General features: G+C 57.7%; 18 protein-coding genes. All 18 read left to right on the top strand.

Annotated features, from left to right (window positions below):
• Window positions 1-34: 34 nt before the first annotated feature.
• The 18 genes from VF673_RS11845 (at window position 35) to VF673_RS11760 (ending at window position 20,674) form a co-directional block, all read left to right on the top strand.
• Window positions 35-616: a GspMb/PilO family protein gene (locus tag VF673_RS11845; RefSeq protein ID WP_440292094.1), complete on the top strand. Its 582-nt coding sequence runs from the start codon at window positions 35-37 to the stop codon at window positions 614-616.
• Window positions 616-1,155, top strand: a complete 540-nt coding sequence (locus VF673_RS11840; protein WP_440292093.1) for a hypothetical protein — start codon at window positions 616-618, stop codon at window positions 1,153-1,155. The genes VF673_RS11845 and VF673_RS11840 overlap by 1 nt, the downstream gene beginning before the upstream one ends.
• A gap of 4 nt (window positions 1,156-1,159) precedes the next feature.
• Complete coding sequence (locus VF673_RS11835) at window positions 1,160-3,400, top strand: secretin N-terminal domain-containing protein (RefSeq protein WP_440292092.1); 2,241 nt, start codon at window positions 1,160-1,162, stop codon at window positions 3,398-3,400.
• A gap of 379 nt (window positions 3,401-3,779) precedes the next feature.
• The gene (locus VF673_RS11830; RefSeq protein WP_440292091.1) at window positions 3,780-5,402 is read left to right on the top strand and encodes a hypothetical protein; all 1,623 of its coding nucleotides are present in this window, start codon (window positions 3,780-3,782) and stop codon (window positions 5,400-5,402) included.
• 206 nt (window positions 5,403-5,608) lie between these two features.
• Entirely contained in the window at window positions 5,609-6,244 is a 636-nt protein-coding gene (locus VF673_RS11825) for a DsbA family protein (RefSeq protein WP_440292090.1), read from the top strand.
• Window positions 6,241-7,956: a sulfotransferase gene (locus VF673_RS11820; protein ID WP_440292089.1), complete on the top strand. Its 1,716-nt coding sequence runs from the start codon at window positions 6,241-6,243 to the stop codon at window positions 7,954-7,956. Before VF673_RS11825 ends, VF673_RS11820 begins: the two co-directional genes overlap by 4 nt.
• Before the next feature lie 13 nt (window positions 7,957-7,969).
• Window positions 7,970-8,515, top strand: a complete 546-nt coding sequence (locus tag VF673_RS11815; protein ID WP_440292088.1) for a sulfotransferase family protein — start codon at window positions 7,970-7,972, stop codon at window positions 8,513-8,515.
• 129 nt (window positions 8,516-8,644) lie between these two features.
• Complete coding sequence (locus VF673_RS11810; protein ID WP_440292087.1) at window positions 8,645-10,336, top strand: GspE/PulE family protein; 1,692 nt, start codon at window positions 8,645-8,647, stop codon at window positions 10,334-10,336.
• Window positions 10,333-11,529 (top strand): type II secretion system F family protein, encoded by a 1,197-nt coding sequence (locus VF673_RS11805; RefSeq protein WP_440292086.1) that lies wholly within the window; start codon window positions 10,333-10,335, stop codon window positions 11,527-11,529. Before VF673_RS11810 ends, VF673_RS11805 begins: the two co-directional genes overlap by 4 nt.
• Window positions 11,530-11,547: 18 nt before the next feature.
• Window positions 11,548-12,000, top strand: coding sequence for a type II secretion system major pseudopilin GspG (gene gspG, locus VF673_RS11800; protein ID WP_440292085.1), 453 nt, complete (start codon window positions 11,548-11,550; stop codon window positions 11,998-12,000).
• The gene (locus tag VF673_RS11795; RefSeq protein WP_440292084.1) at window positions 11,997-12,401 is read left to right on the top strand and encodes a prepilin-type N-terminal cleavage/methylation domain-containing protein; all 405 of its coding nucleotides are present in this window, start codon (window positions 11,997-11,999) and stop codon (window positions 12,399-12,401) included. Before gspG ends, VF673_RS11795 begins: the two co-directional genes overlap by 4 nt.
• Window positions 12,398-12,829: a PulJ/GspJ family protein gene (locus tag VF673_RS11790; RefSeq protein ID WP_440292083.1), complete on the top strand. Its 432-nt coding sequence runs from the start codon at window positions 12,398-12,400 to the stop codon at window positions 12,827-12,829. Before VF673_RS11795 ends, VF673_RS11790 begins: the two co-directional genes overlap by 4 nt.
• Complete coding sequence (locus VF673_RS11785) at window positions 12,774-13,505, top strand: type II secretion system protein (protein ID WP_440292129.1); 732 nt, start codon at window positions 12,774-12,776, stop codon at window positions 13,503-13,505. Before VF673_RS11790 ends, VF673_RS11785 begins: the two co-directional genes overlap by 56 nt.
• Window position 13,506: 1 nt before the next feature.
• Window positions 13,507-14,613, top strand: coding sequence for a hypothetical protein (locus VF673_RS11780; RefSeq protein WP_440292082.1), 1,107 nt, complete (start codon window positions 13,507-13,509; stop codon window positions 14,611-14,613).
• Window positions 14,614-14,656: 43 nt separating this feature from the next.
• The gene (locus tag VF673_RS11775; protein WP_440292081.1) at window positions 14,657-15,475 is read left to right on the top strand and encodes an ABC transporter permease; all 819 of its coding nucleotides are present in this window, start codon (window positions 14,657-14,659) and stop codon (window positions 15,473-15,475) included.
• The gene (locus VF673_RS11770) at window positions 15,465-16,856 is read left to right on the top strand and encodes an ABC transporter ATP-binding protein (RefSeq protein ID WP_440292080.1); all 1,392 of its coding nucleotides are present in this window, start codon (window positions 15,465-15,467) and stop codon (window positions 16,854-16,856) included. Before VF673_RS11775 ends, VF673_RS11770 begins: the two co-directional genes overlap by 11 nt.
• Before the next feature lie 12 nt (window positions 16,857-16,868).
• Window positions 16,869-17,411 carry a dTDP-4-dehydrorhamnose 3,5-epimerase gene (gene rfbC, locus VF673_RS11765; protein ID WP_440292079.1) on the top strand — a complete coding sequence of 181 codons (543 nt, stop codon included), beginning with the start codon at window positions 16,869-16,871 and terminating at the stop codon, window positions 17,409-17,411.
• Window positions 17,412-17,458: 47 nt separating this feature from the next.
• Window positions 17,459-20,674 carry a hypothetical protein gene (locus VF673_RS11760; RefSeq protein ID WP_440292078.1) on the top strand — a complete coding sequence of 1,072 codons (3,216 nt, stop codon included), beginning with the start codon at window positions 17,459-17,461 and terminating at the stop codon, window positions 20,672-20,674.
• The last annotated feature ends 2 nt before the right edge of the window (window positions 20,675-20,676 follow it).

Raw genomic sequence — 20,676 nt, 5'->3', positions numbered from 1 at the left:
CAGCCGCCGCTACCCTGGCCCGAGGGGGTTGCTCATGAAGACTGATCTGCAGCGCCAATGGCGCCAGCTCCGTCAGCAATGGCAGGCCAACCCGCGCCTGCGGCTTCTTGCTGCCGTGGTTGTGTTGATCCTGTTGTTCAGCGTGCTGCAGCATCTGCATCAAATACAGAGTCAGGCCCGCCAGGACGCCCAGCGGCAATGGCAGCGTCTGGGCGATGTGCAGCAACTCAGCCAGGAGCAACATTGGCAGCAGCATGCCGAACAGACGCAGGCCGCATTGCAGGAGCTCAAACAGCAACTCTGGCATGCCGCCAGCGAAGGCCAGGCGCAGGCTCAACTGCGAGACCTGCTGCAGCAGGCGCTCAACCGTCATGGTTTGAGTGCCATACGCATCAACGTCACCAGCTTGCTGAACGAGCAGGGCGATCTTCTTCAGGTGCGGGCCGACGTCAATGGTGACTACCAGCCCGGCGCCTGGCAGGACCTGATGCACGACCTTGCTCAACATACTCCCCGGCTGATCATCGAACACGATAGCGTCAATCGTACCAATGCAAGGCGCCATCTTTACCGGATCGGGCTGCATGCATGGTTCATCATCGGCGAGGAGTCCTGATGTTGCCCATTGACAGACTCAAGTCCCTTGTCGTGCCCCTGCTGGTGCTTGTGGGGGTCAATCTGGTTGCGGTGGCCTGGCGGGCCATTCCGCCGCAAAATGAGCTGGTCGCCCAGGATGCCAGCTGGGAGGCTCTGGAGCCGCTGGCGGCCGGCGCCGACGTCCGGCATCAACTGTTGCAGGGTGGGCAGTGGGGGCAGCCCGTCGAGAAGCCCGCCGATCAGGATGCAGCCGCTGACGCTGAAAGCAAAGGCGCGGCTGGCTCTTCTGAAGCTGCCGTACAAGCGCTTAGCAAGCACATCCAGCGCCAGCTGCAGGGCATCATCCGACGTGGTGGCTGGGTCCTGCTTTTTGCCCAACCGACAGAAACCGACGGGAACCCACCGTTGCCGCTGGAGTTGCGCAGCGGTGATGTGCTACCCGACACCCCTTGGCAGATCGGCCAGATCTGGGCTGACCGCGTCCAATTAGTGCAACAGGGACACGACCCCCTCATCGTGCCGTTGTACCCCGTAGCTGAATCCGTCACGGAGCCATAGTCATATGTTCATAACACCAAGCCTCAGCTTGCGTCCCATTGCTCGCAGCCTGCAGCTTATCCGTTCGGCTGGCTCAAGCCCCTTGCCGGGGTTGGCTCTGGTCATGCTGCTGGGGGCAGGACTCAGCGCCTGCTCCCTGCTCACTCCTCAGGATCTGCAGCCACCAGCGCCTATGCAACTTCCGAAAGATCTGGGAGCGGACGACAGCCAGGGGCAGCTTGCCCAGGAAGAGATGGGCGAGCCGGAGAAGCCAGCCAGATTCAGCCGCGGGCCAACGGTGAAGCCCACACAGGGCACCGCAATCAGGCCGGCACCCGATCAGCTGTTCCCCGAGGACGGCGTCGAGGATATTCTGCTCAATGTCAGCAACTTGCCACTCTCCGCCTTTATCAACGAAGTGTTCGGCAACATCCTGGGGTTGGATTTCCAGATTGATCCGCAACTTTCCGAGAAGAATGATCTGGTAACAGTGCGAATCAGTTCGCCGCGTAACAAGGCTTACGTATATCAACTGGGCCGTGAAATTCTCAACAGCTACGGGGTCAATCTGGTGCGTAGCGACGAGTACCTGCGGTTTGTTATTGGGCGTGGCACGGCCAGCGAAGAGCCGCCACTGCTGCTGACCGGTGCAGCCCTGCCGAACGTGCCGGAAAGCCATCGGCCGGTTGTCTATATTCGCAGCCTGGAGGCAATCAGCCCGGCTGATGCCTACGCCATGCTGCGTTCCATCTTCAGTGAGCAGCGGGAGCTGACCATCGAGCGCGAGAACCGGATCAATGCTGTTCGGCTGCAAGGCCCCTCCAGCGCGGTTCAGCAAGCCAGTGAGGTGCTTAACAGTCTTGATCAGCCGTTGTTACGCGGCGCGAATGTGTTGCGCATCAACCCTGAGTTCACCCCCGCCAAGGATATGGCTGAACGCCTGACCCAGACGCTGGGTGCTCAAGGTTATGATATCGGGACTTCCGGTAATAATATCCAGTTGGTAGCCATCGATAACCTGGGTGCTCTCTTTGTCTTTGCGCCAACCCAGGAGCTGCTGGGTATCGTGCGCCGGTGGGCTCAGGAACTGGATCAGGTGCCGCCCGCCAGTGCAACCGGTGAATCCAATGTCTACTGGTACGCAGTCAGGAACACCCCCGCGCAGGAGCTGGCCCAGACGCTCAACTCGATTCTCAGTGGCGGTGCCGGCCCGGGCTTGAGCGAGAGCGCCGACGATCGCCGTCTGCAGGGGCGCAGCGATGAGCAGGCGGGCAGTCAGGGTAACAGCGCGCAAACCGCTGCGGTCAGAAGCAATATCACCTCCCAGGGCAGCTTCGTGGTGAACGAGGCGCGTAACATGCTCCTTTTCCGTGGCGCGCCGGGTGAATGGCAGCGGATGCTGCCGCTTATCCGCGAGCTGGACGTGGCGCCTGATCAGGTGCTGGTGGAGGTCATAGTGGCGGAGGTTACCCTTACCGATACCTTCAGCTTCGGTGTGGAGTGGGCGCTGAACGAGATATCCGCCGCGGGCGCCAAGGGGGCGGTAAGTAACGTCTTTGGAGATGGAGCCCCCGGGAGTGGGCTGGGTGCTGGCGGGCTGGTGTGGACCTCCATCAGTGGTTCGGGAAATACCCGTATTGCCCTCAATGCTTTCGCCAGCAGCAACCAGGTCAATATTCTCCAGACCCCTCGCATTCTTGTGCGCAGTGGCGAGTCGGCTTCCGTCACCGTGGGTAACGAGGTGCCGATAATCAGCCGGCAGAGCACCGGGTCCGATACTGTGGATGGTAACAGCTCCATTCTTCAGGAAATACAGTTCCGCAAGACGGGGGTGCAGCTGACCGTGCTGCCCCGGGTTTACTCCGACGGGCGTATCGACCTGGAGATCCAGCAGGAGGTCAGTCAGGCGCAGCCCAACACCACGAGCACCATCGACTCGCCCATGATCCTGACCCGTAACGTGGATACGCGTCTGAGTCTGCAGGACGGCGGCTCAGTGTTGCTGGGCGGTTTGATCTCCACCAACCAGAGCAAAGGGGATTCCCGAACGCCCTGGCTGGGTGACCTGCCCGTACTGGGGCATCTCTTCCGTATGGATAACACCAATGCGGAACGCACGGAGCTGATGGTGATGGTAGTGCCTTATCGCGTACGCAATTCGGACCAGGCGGAAGCGATAAGCAGCGCGTTCCGCGACCAGCTGCGCCTGTTGAATCAGGACAATACGCAACAATATCCGTTGTACAAGGGCGCGATCCAGAAATGAACCACTACGGCTATCAACGCGCATGGGAAGGCGGCTCCTGGCGGCTCCTAAGCGTAACGTCCGCTGAGAGTGCCCCCGTAACAGAAGCAGCTGACAGGAGTGTGACGCTGCCCAGCTCCTCCAAAAAATCAGGAAAGCTCTTGCACAGGGGCAAAATCTCATTATGATGTTCACCATCAGGATATAGAAGAACTAACAGGGTTACGGAAATACTGAGAACAACAGGATTCTGGCGTGAGTGCGGTTGGCAGTATCGAAGCACCTTTCAAACGACAAATCCTCTATATTCGCAGGGCCTGATCTCGGTCAGGCTTTGCGTTTCCTAGGGGTCTACGGACCAAAAGACGTAAATTTACGCAAGTCAATAAAGGAAGACATAATGAAAGTTAACTCTCTGCTGATGAAGACCGCACTGGCCGCCGCTGTGGCGTCTGTGTCTTTTGGTGCGACTGCAGCTACATTTAATCTGGATGTCCCTGCGCCGACTACCTTGGCAAATGAAATTTTTGGTAACGGTTCGGAAACTACCATTGTTCAGCTGCCGACCATCGGCTTCGATGCCGCTACCAACGGCGGTGACCTGGCTGGTGAGGTGTCCGTTGCAGGTCAGTCCACCATTAAGCTGACTCTGGGCGGCGCTACCATTTTTGGTGAAGTGTACGACGATCCGGCTGCTTGGGCTTCGCAAAACATTAACATTACTGTTGGCGGAACCCCCCTGGACGCAACTAACGCAACTGTTAGCGCCGGTGGTACCAACAATGATAACCAGATCACCATTACTCTGACCGCTGCTGGTCTGGCGCTGGACGATATCAAGATCTCTGGTTTGAAAGTTCAACAGCTGAAGTCTTCTCTGGAGCGCCAAGGCGACCGGCAGGTGCGCACTGTTAATGCTTCCTTGGAAGTGCGTCAGGATAACAGCCTCGCGACCAGCCCTGTTGATAACGCTGGCCCGACTGTGGTCATCCAGTCTATCGACGGTGTCATTCTGAATGGTGCGCCGACCGGCTATACTGCCGCTAAACCGAATCGTGCACGCATTAACGTGGCTGATGGTCAGCTTCTGTTCACCGCCAGCACCGGCGTAGCTTCCGCTGCCGATTTCAACTCCCCTGGCGTTAACGTTATTAATCTGGGTACTCTGACCATTGATCGCAACAATCAGGGGTATGCTGCTGCCTTTGCACGCGATGCAGGCAAAGAAGATGGCACTCTGTTTGATTTCACCGGTGGTGACGAAATCAGCTTGGTTCTGAGCTCCGCCGGCGGCGTGGATCTGCGTCCCTACGGTACCTTCCAGCTGCAAGATACCACCTCTACCGGCTATACTGGTGTTGCGTGTGACGGAAGTGGTGCCATCTCTGGTTCAGGATCTGCTACTGCAGCTGCCCCGGGTGTAGTGGATATCACTTTTAACAACACTGCTGTTCTGGCGAAGCCGCACAACCTCTGTGCTGTTAAGCCCGCTGCCAACACTGCGGTTCTGCCGGAGGTTTCCCTGTCTGCGGAGCTGAACGTTGACTACTTCAGCGCTCGCTACACCGAATCCCGCGATGTGCTGGATATGGAGCGTGTGCTGCGTAACGGCTGTCAGGTAACTCTGTTCAACCTGCCGAACGTTAACGCTGCCGATAACGCCTTCATCCGCTTCACCAACACCTCCAACTTGGAAGGTCAGGTTAACGCCTATGTTTGGACTGAAGATGGCGAGCAAGTTGACGTAGGTGCTGAGGTGCTGAGCAACCTGGACGCACACGCTACTGCGGTGTTCCACACTAACGCTGGCCAGTCCACTGGCGTATACCTGGGCGACGTTCTGCCTGAGTTCGCTGAAACTTCCGGCCGCAGCCGCATCGTTCTGCAAGGCGCCTTCCCGAGCTGTGAAGCCCTGGGCCTGGTACGCAGCAGCAACGGTACTCTGGTTAACATGACCTCCACCACTTACAGTGATGGCATCAACGGTCTGGAAGAGAACGGTACTTCCAACACCACCAACTAAGTTGGCGAGTGATGTAAGTCATCTCAGGGTCTAACCCGCAGAAAAGGCTCCGCAAGGAGCCTTTTCTGTTTATATGGCGTATCTATTTCCACAGTCAGGCCCTTGCCGCTCGGCCAAGATATTGATGCTCCTGGCTTTATATTTCCCCGTCCGGCCTCTTTTGCTAGAATCCGGGCCCCACGAAATGTCCTTTTACCGGAGGTGGCATGCGTCATCTTGTACTTTTATTGTCTGCGTTCTGGCTGGCTGCCTGTACTCAGACGGCAAGCATTGATACCGCGCAAACGGAGAGTCCTGCTGCTGAGACTGCCCGTGACTTTGTAGAGGGTCGGGATTATCGCCGGCTGGAGCAAAGCATCGAGGGTGCTCCGGACGTCATTGAACTGTTCTACTATGGCTGTCGCGCCTGTTACCACCTTACTGATGAGCTGGATGACTGGAGCCGCAGCAACAACATCAGTCTGAGCCTGGTGCCAGCCCACGGCCAGGACCATCTGGTGGACGGCGCGCGCCTGTTCCATACGCTTGGCGTGTTGGGGCGTCTTGATCTGCATCGGGATGCCTATGTGCTGTTCCAGCAGCCCAGTGAGCTGGACGGCGCAGATCGCATCAACGCCCTGCTTGACGAGCGGGGTATCGCCCGTGAGGACTTCTGGAATACCTGGGGGAGCGATGCGGTGAATCAGCGTCTGGCAGGCTCTTATCAGCTGACCTCGCTGGCTGGGGTGCAGTCCACGCCGTCGTTTATCGTCCAGGGGAAGTATGTTGTTGAGTTCGGCGTAATCGATGGCAGCGAAGGTCTGTTATCCTTACTTGAGCACCTGGTCAAGGCAGGAGAATGACAACCTCAACCCCGGGGTTGGGCAATCTGCAGATCGTCTTCGTCATTCAGGCGGGTGAGCTGGAGCTCAAGGCGCTGCTGCTGGCCAGCAGTCTGAGGCAGGAGCTGGGGGAGGCGGTGCGCCTTGTGGCGGCATGCCCCCAGCACGCAGACTGGGGCGAGCTGGATGCAGCAACCCGCGCCGTGCTGCGCGAGCTGAACGTCGAGCTGATCGCTTTTGAGCCGACCTTTGCACCTGGATATCCCATTGGCAATAAAATCGATGCCCTCGCCTTGCTGGCGGATGGCAGGCCGTCCGTATTTCTCGATTCAGATATGCTGTGCCTCGGCGCCTTCGCCATGGACGAGCTGCTGGGGCAGGGCGCGGAGAAACAATTGACGTTGGCGGCCAAACCTGCCGATCTGAGGACCTGGGGGAGTGAGGCGCAATGGCAGTGTCTGTACCAGGGTCTGGGGCTGCCGCCTTCTCCGCAGCGGGTGTATTGCACGGTGGATGGCGCGCTAAGCCGGCCCTACTATAACGCCGGTCTTGTTGCCACTTACCAGCCTGCACAGCTGGCGGGGTTATGGCGTGAACAATGTCAGCGCATTCAGGCGCTGGCCCCTGCGCCTGAGCCGTTATACCCCTGGTTGGATCAGATCGGGCTGGCAGTGTGTGCGCAGTATCATGTCGCGCGCCGGGTCAGCCTGGGGGAGCGCTGGAATTTCCCGGCCCATCTGCGGGCCTTGCCCGAGTCCGGCAAGCCCAGGTTGTGCCATTATCACCATCCGGGGGTCATTCTGCGGGAGCCGCAGCTGCTGCTCAGGGCTCGGCAAGCGGCAGCGCGCTATCCACGGATCAAGCAATTGATGCGTGACCTTCCCGCCTGGCAGCCGCTGTTGCGACCGCGAATGCCACAGTTGCGACCGAAAAGCCTCAAGGGGCGGGATTTTCTTGTTACCGGCATCCCTCGCAGCGGCACCAGTCTGCTCTGCAAGCTGTTGAGTAAACAGCCCAACTGGCTGATCCTCAACGAGCCTTCCGAGGCCATCCCTTACCTGCAGGAGCGGACAGACGCCAGTGGTATTGCACTGCTGCATCGCCAATACCGGGAGCGGGTGCTTCTCGGGCAGCCCATCGAGAACAAGGTTCGTGGCGATGAGCTGATCGAGGATACCGCCCTGGGTGATGAGCGTCAGCTCTATCATCCGGCCGTGCGGGGTCGCCATTTCCGCATGGGGAGCAAGAACACGCTGGCCTATATGGCAAGCCTGAGCCATCTGCAGCGGTTGAACTGGCCTGTCGTGGCCATGGTTCGCCACCCGTTGGACAGCCTCGGCTCCTGGGAGAGTACGTTCAATCATCTACGCGAAGCCATTCCTGATCAGCTGCCACTGACCCACCCGGAGTTCTACGGCTGGGCCGGCTGGCAGCGAGCAGCTCTGGCTGAAATGGCTGACCAGACGGACGCTGCCCTGCGGCGAGTTCTGCTATGGCGGTTATTGGCACAGACATTACTTGCTCAGCCAGGTATTCATCTCTGGTTTTACGAGGCGTTCGTGGTGGCTCCCCGCGACCATATTCGCCAGTTACGCCGGAGCCTTGGCGCACCCGCAGGCGGGCCGCGCATAGAGCCATTGAAGCGCCGGCAGCGGGAGCATAATGGCCCCCACCGGGAGCTGCTTGGTGATCTTTGTGGTCCCGAGCTGAAAGAGATGGGTTACCACCTGTGACATCGAGAAGAGCATGAGCGACAAGATTTTTGGTATCGGCTTTCATAAAACGGGTACCAAGTCCCTTGCAGCGGCTTTGACGCAATTAGGGTATCGGGTACATGGGCCGGGTTGGACACGTGATGCGCAAACGTGTGCCAGCCAGGACAGCCTGTTACGCGCTGCGTTGGCCGTGATTGATGATTACGACGCATTTCAGGACAACCCCTGGCCGGTGTTGTGGCGTGATCTGGTTGAGATGTTTCCACAAGCGCGTTTCATATTGACCTTGCGTGATCCCCAGGTCTGGCTCGACAGTGCCTGCCGCTATTTCGGTGCCGAGACCACCCCCATGCGCGCGCTCATTTACGGCCCGGATGCAGCCAGCCCGTTGAATAATGAACAGCGTTATCTGGAACGATACGAGCAACACAACCGGGACGTGATGGCGTACTTTGCAGGCCGTGAAAACTTTCTCGCCCTCGACGTGGCCAGCAGGGATGCGCACAATCGGCTGCGTCTCTTTCTCGGGCACAGTGCCACCGACCAGCCATTCCCTCATCTTAATCAGAACAGCTGATGGGGCAGGGCGCTCTGCAGCGGTACTGCGCTGGAGCGGAGCGGGTTGTTGCGACAGAGGGCAGCTGTTTGTCCCCCGGTAATTTGCTAAAGTGCGGGCCATTTCAACTCCTTTGAATACAGGTGCTTCATGACGCAGGAAGCGGCTTTGTTAGGGCAGATCTTGCTGGCACAGGGCGCGATCAATGCGCGGGATCTGGACAAGGCATTGGTTGCACAGAAGCAGATGGGCGGGCGCCTGGGTGCGTTGTTGATGCGCGCAGGTGCTTTATCTGAAACCCAGCTGCTTCAGGCCTTGCAGACCCAGCTGCAGCTTCCGCTGCTGGATGTAGATATTCCGGCACCGGGCCCCGAACAACTGAAGGCTGCGATAGAGCAGACGGGCATCGATGTAGGTTGGTTACTGCAGAACGAGGCGGTGCTCTGGCTGCACGATGACCAGTTGTATTGCCTGGCTGAGGACCCTTTCTCCCCGCTGCTCAATGAGTGGATGCTTCGCCAGATACCTCAGCAGGTCCAGTTTGTACTGGCCCGGCGGCACCAGCTGGAGGCAGCTCTGGTTGGCCTGAGAGGTCTGTGGCAGGAGCAGCAGGAAGACATTCCTGATGCTCAGGACGTGCGTCAGCTCCGTGAACTGGCTGAAGAGGCTCCGGTAGTGGAGCTGGTAAATAATATCTTTTCGATGGCCCTGGAAGAACGTGCTTCGGATATTCATATCGAGCCGGAGCCGGAGACATTCGAGGTCCGCTACCGGATTGATGGGGTGTTGCATAATCGCCGTACCCTGCCCAAGCAACGTTACTATGCGGTTGCCTCCCGGTTGAAGCTGGTATCCGGCATCGATATCGCCGAACGTCGTCTGCCCCAGGATGGCCGGATTGGTTTGCGGATCAATGGTCAGGATCTGGATGTCCGAGTGTCTTCACTGCCGGGCGTGCATGGCGAGTCGATAGTCATGCGTCTGTTGCCCAAGGAAAGGGAGGATCTGCGCCTGGATCGGCTCGGCTTGCTGGATGACCATCTGCAGCAGATGCGCTCCCTGGCACGTCGCCCGCATGGCATTATTCTGGTGACCGGTCCCACTGGCTCCGGTAAGTCCACAACACTCTATGCCACGCTGGATGGCAGCAACGACGGCCAGCGAAAGATCATTACCGTTGAAGATCCGGTAGAGGTACAGATGCCGCATCTGACACAGGTGCAGGTACATAGCGATATCGGCCTGAGCTTCGCCAGGGCTCTGCGCTCCATTCTGCGTCAGGACCCGGACGTGATCATGATCGGCGAGATTCGTGATCTCGAAACCGCGGAAATCGCGGTGCAGTCGGCGTTGACTGGTCACTTGGTACTGTCCACGTTACACACCAATGATGCTCTCAGTGCCTTCACCCGCCTGGTAGATATGGGCATTGAGCCCTTTCTGGCGGCGACTCCGGTCATTGCGGTACAGGCTCAACGGCTGGTGCGGCGGCTGTGCACGCACTGCCGCGAACCCGCCGCAGCCCCGGAGCACTATGCAGAGCAGGCTGCCTACTGGAGCCGGAAGGCGCTTGGCACCGAGCAGCCGGAACAGTGGTTCCAGGCCAGGGGATGTCAGCACTGCCAGGGTACGGGCTATCGCGGCCGCGTGGGCATTTACGAGTTGGTGGAAGTGTCGGACGCGATGCGTGACCTGGTGCTGCGTAATGCCAGCCTGCCGGATATGCGTGAGCAGTCGCGTCAGGAGGGGTATCGGGATATGTTCCTGGATGGGTTGATCAAGGCCCGGGCTGGCCTGACCACCGTCGAGGAAGTGCTGCGCGTTACGAGCCTGATGTCATGACCCATTCCTACGAGTACATAGCCTGTACTGACCAGGGCCAGGAAGTGAAGGGAAGTATCAAGGCAGCCAGTCAGGCGGATGCCGCCCGGCTCCTGATGCAGCAACAGCTCACGCCGGTGGCGATCCACTCGCCGGCCGAGGTCGCGCATAAACGCTTGCCCCGCCTGGGTATTCAGGACAAATTGACCGCCCTGTTTGAACTGGCTGCCATGTTGCAAGCCGGCGTGGGTATTGCAGATGCAGTCGAATCCCAGGCGCAGGCGGCGGCGCACCCGGCGATGCGAGCTGCCTTCGTGTCCATGTCTAAGACACTGCGCCACGGTGGCAGCTTCGCTCAGGCATTGGGTGACGTTGATTTGCGTCTGCCCGTGTATGTAGATTATCTGGTGCGGGCAGGCGAACTGTCCGGAACCGTAGGGCCTGCCTTGCAGGACGCCTGTGAGCAACTGGAATATGATCTGCAGGTGCGTTCCGAGGCGCGTGGCGCTCTGATCTACCCGGCGATACTGGTGGCATCAGGTGTGGCGGCGGTGCTCATGATGTTCATGTTCGTTGTACCCAGCTTCGTTAATCTATTGGATCAGGCTGCCTCGTTGCCCTGGCTCGCCTGGGCGGTATTGTCGGCTGGGCGCTGGGCCAACGAAAACCAGTTATTGATGCTGCTGCTGTTGGTCGGGGCGGTAGTGGGGCCGCTGTTGCTCCTGCGAATCCCACGGGTGCGGCTATGGCTGCTGACGCAAATGGAGCGCTTGCCGATTCTGGGTGATTGGTTGGTGCAGGCTGATATCGCGGCATGGGCAAGAGTCATGGCGGCCCTGAGCAAAAACCGGGTAGAGCTGACCGTTGCGCTGGAGTTGGCCAGCGCGGTCGTGCGTATGCCCAAGCGTCAGTTTCGGCTGCAGCGGGCTCGTCAGGCGGTGATTCAGGGCAGCACTCTGGCGCAGGCCCTGCAGGATGAGAACTGCCTTAACGATACCGGCTACAACCTGGTGCGTGTGGGTGAAAAAACCGGTGCACTGGATGGCATGCTTCTGGCATTGTCCAGCCTGTATACCAAGCAGGGGCAGCAGCGCATGAAGAAGGTGCTGTTGATGATCGAGCCGATTGCGATCCTGTTGATCGGCAGCGCGATAGGAACGCTCATTATCGCCATTATCCTTGCTATAACCAGCGCAAATGAAATTGCTTTTTGAAGGCAAGAGGAGTCAGTCTTGAAACAGAGTTATTCGTCTCGGGTGAGGCAGGGGCAACGGGGCTTTACGCTGCTGGAAATGATTGTGGTGTTGGTCATCATCGGGTTATTGGCCGGGCTGGTTGGGCCGAGCCTGTTCCGGCAGGCTGATCGGGCGAAGGTGCAGACCGCCGAGACGCAGATCAAGATGATGCGCGGGGCATTGCACGCCTACCGACTGGACATGGGGCGCTTCCCAACCCAGGCAGAAGGCCTTGAGGCGCTGCTCAGGGCACCCGCGGATGCCAACCAGGCCCAGTTCTGGGAAGGCCCCTATCTGGACGATGGTGTGCCCCTCGACCCGTGGAACAGGGCTTATCACTACCAGTTGCAGAGCAGTGGCCATGAGGGCTTCAGCTTGTTCAGCTACGGTGCCGATGGCGAGCCGGGCGGGGAAGGTTTTGATGCAGATATCGGATATCTGCCTGAATGAAGCCAGGCGCTGCACAGCAGGGCTTCACCTTGCTGGAGATGGTAGTCGTCCTGGTTCTCACCGGCTTTCTATTGGCCGTCGTGGTACCCAATGTGCAGCGCATGTATGACAGCATGGTCACCTCCGGCGACCGCAAAGCCCTGGTCTCGGCTATCAACCGGTTGTCGGTCCATGTGCAGGAGCGGGGGCTGCCTTATACCCTGGACTCGCTGCCCGACGAGCAGTTAGCGCACCCGGATTATCAGGAGTTGTTCGTTGAAAAGGATGCCAGATTGCAAGCGAACGAGCCGATCTTCATCAGCGCTGCGGGGTTTTGCCCCTTTGGCGGTGAGGTTGAGCTGCATATGCAGGGGCGTGTTTACACCGCAACACTCGAGCCTCCCCGCTGCCGTTGGCCATGAGCAGACAGCGCTGTAAGCAAGGTGGCTTTACGCTGCTGGAAGCCATTGTTGCGTTGTCGATACTCGCCATGGCGGCGATGGCGCTCTACGGCTGGCTGAATTCGAACCTGCTTCTATTGAAGCGGGTAGATGAGGTTTATCAGAGCGTAGAGGCCGTAGAGTCGGCACTCGAGTGGGTTTCGATCCTCGATCCCTATCTCCACCCTGACGGCGAGCAGGAGATTGCAGGCACGCTGGTGACGTGGCGATTCGTACCAGTGGGCGGTAGTCTGCCGGCGAAAGACATGCATGGCAATCTTTCGGTCAATGACGCTCAGTTGTTCCGTGCGGAGGTTGAGATTCGCCGTGGCGATAAGCGTTTGGCGCGATTTGATGTGGTGCAGCTGGGTCTGCAAGCCAAGCGCCGACCGGAAGAGCTGGTTTTTTAACGCCATGCGCTTATCCCATCCTGCCGCTCACGCCAATCGCCAACAGGGCTTCACTCTGCTGGAGATGATTGTAGTGCTGTTGCTGGTGGGGATGATCAGCGCGATGCTCATGCAGGGCTTTATCTATGTGGCAGGCATCTTCAACAGTGTCGAGCGACGCCAGCAGTACTGGCAGCAACAGACCCTGCAGCGCGCCTGGTTACAGGAATCCGTTCGCAGCCTGACCAATGGCGTGGATGGCCCTCTGGCCGAAGGCCTCTTTTTCAACGGTGATGAGCAAGGTTTTACCGGGCTGGCGTTGCATGGTCTGAGCTATGCGGGTGGGGTCGGGCGTCCGACGAGAATTCAGTGGCAACTGCAGGCTGATGAGCAGCGGGGGCTGCTTCTATCGTACCGCGAAATCAAATTGCATCAAGCCGGCGCCAGGCCCGAAGACAATCCCTGGTATACGGTGGCGCGCTGGCCTGAGGGGCAGGGGCGCTTCCGTTACTTCAGCCAGGGCAGCTGGTACGAGCGTTTCAGCGGCAGACCGTTAGCCGATCAGGATAATCCGGTTCTGCCCGAATTGATCGTGCTGGATATCGAAGCAGGACCGCGGTCGATGGCGATTTGGGTCTCAACCGCCGCCAGCTCGTCTGCATACGAGGCACCCTATGTGTCCAGTGGAACGCTCTAGCATGGCCGTAGTCAGTGGGCGGCCTTCGCCGCTGGCAGGGCGGCAGCAGGGCTTCGTCATGCTTGCGGTTATCTGGGTGCTGTTGGCCATGCTGGCCGGGGTCGCGCTTTTTTCCCATTGGGTGCAGGTTTCGTTGCAGCACGCGCACACTCGCCAGGAAGCCCTTAATGCTCAGATCGGTGCCCAGACGGCGATGAGTACGGCGCTGTACATTCGGTTGACCGGGCAGCGATCTGTATACGGGGTGTCCGTCCCCAGCGAAGCCGGTGTGGCGCCGGATATCCTCTCCCTGTTTGAGTTCGATGATCTCGGTGCCTTGATTGTCGACCACGGCAAGGCTGCGCAACAGGATAATCTGGTACTTGACGAGCAGGTGTTGCAGTACGGCGGGCTGAATTTTGTTGTTCAGGATACGGCGGGCCTGATCGGGCTGACTGAGGTCAGTCATCGGGCGCTGGTGCAACACCTCTTGCGGCGCGGTCGGACCCACATAAGGCCGCAGCAACTGATCGACAGTTATCTTGATTACCGGGATGCCGATAACCAGCGTCGTCTCAGTGGAGCTGAGGCGTTCGACTATCGGCTGGCGGAACGGGCAGAACCGTTGAATGGCGCACTGCGCAACCCCCTGCAACTGCGTGACGTGATGCACTGGGATCGGGTCCTGCAGCCCTGGAGTAATGGTGAGCTGCTTTATCGCCTGCGAGTAGAGGGTGGCACAGCCATTAATGTCAACTCAGCTTCGCAGGAGGTGTTGGAATGGATCTTGGATGATACAGCGCTTGCACAGCAGTTTTTTGAGCAAAGAAAAAATCAACCATTTACCAACGTATTTGGATTGGAGGCGCAAATAGATAATGAGTCCGTTGCGCTGACAATTGAGCCTGCTGACGGCCTGCGCTTCTGGTGGTGGGAGCAGAGCAGCCCCAGTGCCTGGGTGCATGAGTTCCATTATGATGCCTTGAGGCCTGGACGTGCTGCGCTGAAGCAGGACTGGATGCTGCGTGTGGATGTGCCGGAGGGCTTCATGCGTCAGGCTCCCCGCGAGATCAAATGGTCTCTCTTGCCTGAGTTCCCGGACTATCTGGGGCGCAGGGACCCTCGGTAATCTGCTACCATTGCCCGCTTGTTTCATTTATCCAGGGTCAAGAATGCAGTTTCACTCCATTTCGCCAGCAGCCTTGCTTGCAAGCCTCTGGCAACATGCTGGGCTTATCCGGGTCTCGGCGCGGCGTGAGGTGCTGGGGCGCTATCAGGGCTCGCTGTTGGGTCTGTTCTGGACCTTCTTCACGCCGCTGTTCATGCTGGCCATCTATACCTTTGTTTTCAGCGTGGTGTTCAATGCCCGCTGGGGGGCGGATACTGATTCCAAAGCCGAGTTTGCTCTGCTGCTGTTTGCCGGGCTGATCGTTTTCAATATCTTTTCAGAATGTATTACTCGCGCTCCTGGCTTGGTAGTGGGTAATGTCAACTATGTGAAGAAGGTGGTCTATCCGCTGGAAATACTGCCATTTGTCATATTGTTGTCTGCACTATTTCACGGTTCTATCGGCTTCGCCGTATGGGTTCTCGCCTACATCGCCCTGTTCGGGGCGCCGCATTGGACTGTATTGTATCTACCATTGATATTGTTGCCGTTCCTGTTTCTGGTGATGGGGCTGAGCTGGGCGCTGGCTGCGCTGGGAGTCTATCTGCGGGATATTACCCAGTTTGTGACAGTGATCACCTCCATGCTGATGTTCCTCAGCCCTATCTTCTATCCCCTGTCGGCGCTACCCGAGAATTTCCAGCAGATCGTTCTGATCAATCCGTTGGCTATCATTATCGAGATGGTGCGCGGGGCGCTGTATTTCGGACAGAGTCCTGACTTCAGAATGTTGGCTGGCTACTGGTTGGTGGCATTGCTCTGCGCCTGGTTGGGGTTTGCCTTGTTTCAAAAGACACGTAAGGGTTTTGCTGATGTGCTCTGAAACGAATAATGCCATTCAGGTGGCCGGCATCAGTAAGCATTACGAGATCTACGAACATCCCCGCGACCGGCTCAAGCAGTTTGTGGCTCCGCGTTTGCAACGGCTGCTGAAGCGACCTGTACGTCAGTATTACCGCGAATTCGATGCTCTGCGAGACATTTCCTTCAGTGTCAAGCGCGGGGAGACGGTTGGCATTATCGGGCGCAATGGTTCGGGCAAGTCTACTCTGTTGCAGATCATATGCGGCACTCTTGCACCCAGCACAGGTGAGGTGCAGGTCAATGGCCGGATTGCCGCGCTGCTGGAGTTGGGCTCGGGATTTAATCCGGAGTTCAGTGGGCGCGAAAATGTCTTTCTGAATGGAGCCATTCTGGGACTTGATCGGCAACAGATGGAAGCCCGTTTTGATGAGATTGCCGCTTTTGCCGATATCGGCGACTTCCTTGATCAGCCGGTAAAGAACTACTCAAGTGGTATGCAGGTGCGCTTGGCCTTTGCTGTGTCTGTGTGCGTGGAACCGGATATTCTGGTGGTGGATGAGGCGCTGGCGGTAGGTGACGAGGCGTTTCAGCGCAAGTGTTTCGCCCGTATCGAGCGTATCAAGGAAGATGGCGGCACCATCCTTTTTGTTAATCACGGTGCGCAGGCGGTGATTCAGCTCAGTGACAGGGCAATTCTGTTGGATCGTGGTGAGCTGCTGTGTGCCGGGCGCCCGAAGTTTGTGGTCAATCAATACCAGCGTCTGCTTAACGTCAGCCCGGCGGAGCAGGATAATCTGCGTGCCCAGATCCTGGCATTTACCCAGCAGGAGCAGCGGCTGGAGCAGGTTCCAGCCGATAACCCGGCTGGCATGCAGGAGCTGACCGTGCCTCAAGATAACACTGCGGTGCCGGACGAGGGGTACGATCCGTCCTTGTCGGCTGACGCCGTGACTCGGCTGGAAGAGCGTGGTGCACGGATCCAGAATGTGAAAATCACCACATTGCGTGGCACACAGGTGAACCTGTTGCAGATGGGCAAGCGCTATCGGCTGGAATACGAGGTCGAATTTGACCAGCCTGCCCAGCAAGTCGGTATGGGCTTTGGTATGCGTACCATTTCAGGACTGATGGTGGCGGGCGCCTCCATGTTCCTGTCCAGAAAGCACCGTATTGCAAATGTGTCGTCCGCCCAGCGCAAGCATGTGAGCTTTGAGTTTACCTGCAACCTGCTACCGGACACTTACTTTGTGCAGTGCGGTGTGCGGGGGACGGTAGCTGGAGAAGATCGCTACCTGAATCGGGTATTTGATGTGATCTGCTTCCGGGTTCTGCCGGAGGAGGAAAGTATCTTGACCGGCTATTTCGATATGAATGTGCTGCCCGCCCATGAAGATATTTAAGGATCAATATTTGTGAAAGTAACTGAGTTAGCCTTGTCAGGCGTGTTCCTGATTGAGCCGCGAGTATTTGGTGATGATCGCGGTTTCTTCTACGAGAGCTTCAATCATGCCCGGTTTGAGGAGGCGATTGGCCGTAGCGTCAGTTTCATGCAGGATAACCACAGTCGCAGTGCACACAATGTGCTGCGCGGTCTGCATTATCAGATAGAGCAGCCGCAGGGTAAATTGGTACGTGTGGTGCGGGGCGAGGTATTCGATGTAGCGGTTGACCTGCGCAGAGACAGCCCCACCTTCGGCGGCTGGGTGGGTGAGCGGTTGTCGGAGCAGAATAAGCGGCAGCTCTGGGTTCCCGAGGGTTTTGCCCATGGCTTTCTGGTGCTGAGCGAGAGCGCCGATTTTCTCTACAAGACTACCGATTATTATGCCCCGGAGCAGGAGCGCTGCATTATCTGGAACGACCCCGAGCTGGGCATCGGCTGGCCGATTGATAAGCGGCCGCTGTTATCGGACAAGGACGCCCGCGGGGTGTTCTTGTCCGAAGCGGACTATTTCTGAAACAGCGAGAATTTAGCTCTCCTCTATCCAACTCAAAGTGTATTGCCATGAGTCAGAATACAGTTTTACAACCCGCACCCACGCAGCAGGTTGTTGTAGTGGTGCTGGGTATGCATCGTAGCGGCACCAGTGCGACTGCCCGCTCGCTGCAGACCCTGGGTATTCGTCTTGGTGGCCGGCTGATGGAACCAGCCGCCAATAACGAGAAAGGCTTTTACGAAGACCTGGACCTGGTGGCTCTCAATGAAGAGATGCTGCAGGTATGCGGACGGAAGTGGGACAGCCTCGAGCCGCTTCGAGAGGTGGATGTTGATCTGTTGTGCAGCAACGGCTACTTGTTGCGTGCTGTCAGTCTGTTGCGGGACAAGCTTGGTGATGATCCGGCCTTCGGCTTCAAGGATCCACGAACTGCGCGGTTGCTGCCTTTCTGGCAAAGGGTATTTCTCAGTGCTGATTTCAATGTTCGCTATGTGATGGCGTATCGGAATCCATTGAGCGTGGTGCGGTCGCTGGAGCACCGTGATGGCTTTGATTCGGCGAAGTCCTTTCTGCTGACGGCGGACTATCTGCTGAGTTGCCTGAACCTGGCGCAAGGCAGCCAGCTGATGATGATTGATTATGACTGCCTAGTGAATGAGCCTCGAGAGGAGCTTGAGAAGCTGTCCGAGTATCTGGATATGCCACTGGATGAGCAGGCGGTCAGTGATTTCTGTGATGACTTTCTCTCGGAGGAGTTGCGTCACTCCAGGTTCCGACCCGATGACCTGCAACTCGATGTGAAGGCTGTCTCCCTTCTCAAGGAAATCCATGCCGCCATTCATGCTGCGCTGCAGGCTGGTGAGGGGCTGCAGTCTGCCCAGATGACCGAGCAGATAGCAAGGTGGAAGGAGGAGTTTCGGCGCTGGGTGCCGCTTCTGAAACTGCATGACGATCTTGAGGCGAACCTGCGGCAGCGGGCCTCAGAGATGGTCGTTCAGGCTGCAAGAATGTCTCGTCTGAGCGAAGAGATGGCCGGGCTGACCCAGGTTCTGGAAAGTCGCGATGCGCAGCTGCTGGCACTGCGACAGGATATTGCGTTGCTGGAGGCGGCCCAGGCGGAGCTACGGCACCAGAATGCCGTACTGCATGAGGCCAGCCTGGAGAAGGACCGTCATGCTGCGCAGTTGGTTGGCGATTTGAGCCAAGCCAATCATGTGATACGGGAGCTGTTGTCATCCACCAGTTGGCGTATATCCTGGCCAGTGCGCGCGCTGGGGAGCCTGTTGCGTAAACCGTTGCACGGTGCGAGGGTGGCTGGCAGCTACTTCAGAGAGTACCCGTTGGCAACCATAGTCAGTAAAACACTGGCTGTGCTGTCCCGGGAAGGCCCGCGAGGGATCAAGGCGAGGGTCCTGCACAAGCACGGGCAGCTGCAGCGCCAGGCTGGTATGCGGGGTGGTAATCAACCGTTGCTGACAGAAGCAAGGCTGCACAGGATGCCTTCACAATCCTATGCGGGGTTGATGACACTCGATCTGGCGGTTATTGATGTGTTGTCCCTTGATGTTTTCGATACGGCGATCATCCGTCTGTACGATACCCCGGAAGGTATATTCGAATATGTTGGGCAGAAACTGGGGAAGCAGGAGTTCATCTCTAGCCGAACGCAAGCGGAAAGCAAGGCCCGGCAGCAGAATGCCCACCGCAAGGACATATCCCTGGAGAGCATATATCAGAATCTTGATATCGATGCAGAGCTTGAAGCCGCTGCCGAACTGATGTTTTGTGTGGTGAACCCGGAGGTATTCGAGCTCTATCGGCGTGCGCTTGCTGCCGGCAAGAAGGTGATGTTTGTTTCAGACATGTATCTACCCAGGGAGCTGATTGAAGAAATTCTGCAGCGTGCTGGTTACAGTGTTTACGAAGGGCTGTATGTCTCCTCGGATGATGATCTGATAAAGGGTGACGGGAGCAGATTTGAAAGTCTGAAGAAGAGCCACCCCGGGATGAAGTTCCTGCATGTGGGCGATAACTATATGGCTGACGTGTACTGGCCGGCGCACCTGGGCATGAGGTCCCACCATTACAGCAGTGCCGAGGAGTTCTATCAGTCTGATCAGCTGATCGGCACCCAGTATCAGCAACTGAGGATGGATGCCTCCATCGGTATCAGGTACCTGCTGGGTGTCTATCGATACTGGAAGAACGGTTTCAAGACCACGACAACCTCTTTCTGGCGAGATGTTGGATTCTTCTACGGCGGTCCCTTGCTGCACGCTTTTGCTGTTTTCCTGAACAGGCAGCTGACCGCCATACCGGATGCTGGCCGAGTATACTTCCTGGCGCGGGATGGACGAATCATGAAGACCGTCTATGAAACGCTTTACGGGGAGGAGGGCGAGCGCCTGAAATACTTGTACGCCTCTCGTCGCTGCATGACCTTTCCCTTGCTCTCGCTGGGGAATGCTAAACAGGATAACAGGATTCTGGACCAGTACTCGCTTTGTGAGACGGAAACCACGGCCCAATCCATATTCGACATGTTCGGGTATTCGGAGCTAGAGCAGCTCAGGAAGGATCTGTTTGATCTTGAGCGCAAGGGAGGAGGGCTGGCTACCCATGACGTCAGAGCCGTGATCAAGAGGAACCTGGATGCTATTCGCCCACATGCCAGCGAGGAGGCCGATGCGTTGCTTGCCTACCTGGATACGGAGCAGATACTCCAGGACAAGCCGGTGCTGGTGGATGTTGGCTGGTCGGGAACCATTCAGGATTCGATAGAAGCGCTGCTTGATGCCAGGCTGAAGCACAAACCCCAGATTCATGGGATCTACATTGGGGTGCGACCAAATGCTGCAGGCCTGGAGAGAAAGGTCGGCTTCCTGTTTGATTCGGATAGCCCGGCGCTGGCAGAGCAGATACTGCGCCATTATGTAGACTTCATCGAATTACTGACTGCCTCCGAGGAGGACAGTGTTCAACGTGTAGTTGAATGTGATGGTCAATTCCAGCCGTCATATCAGTTGTCCACGGATGATGAGGAGTTGAGAAAGCGTATTTCCCGGCAGATCCAGATGGGCGCCCATGAGTATGCCTGTCTGGTCAAGGGGGGGGGCGATAAGGATATTCCTGTTCTGACTCCGCATGACTTTTCCGTCCTGTTTGACAGCCTGCGGCACTATGCGTCTGAGCAGGTTATCGCTGAGTTTGACGCCGTGAAGCACTCCCGGGTGGTGGGCGGACCGCATTCGCACGATATTATCTATTTCGACCGAAGGGGCTGAGT

The organism is Halopseudomonas sp. Lyrl_26, assembly GCF_051948695.1.
In the GTDB taxonomy this organism is placed as follows: domain Bacteria; phylum Pseudomonadota; class Gammaproteobacteria; order Pseudomonadales; family Pseudomonadaceae; genus Halopseudomonas; species Halopseudomonas formosensis.
This window is presented reverse-complemented; position numbering and strand designations above follow the sequence as displayed.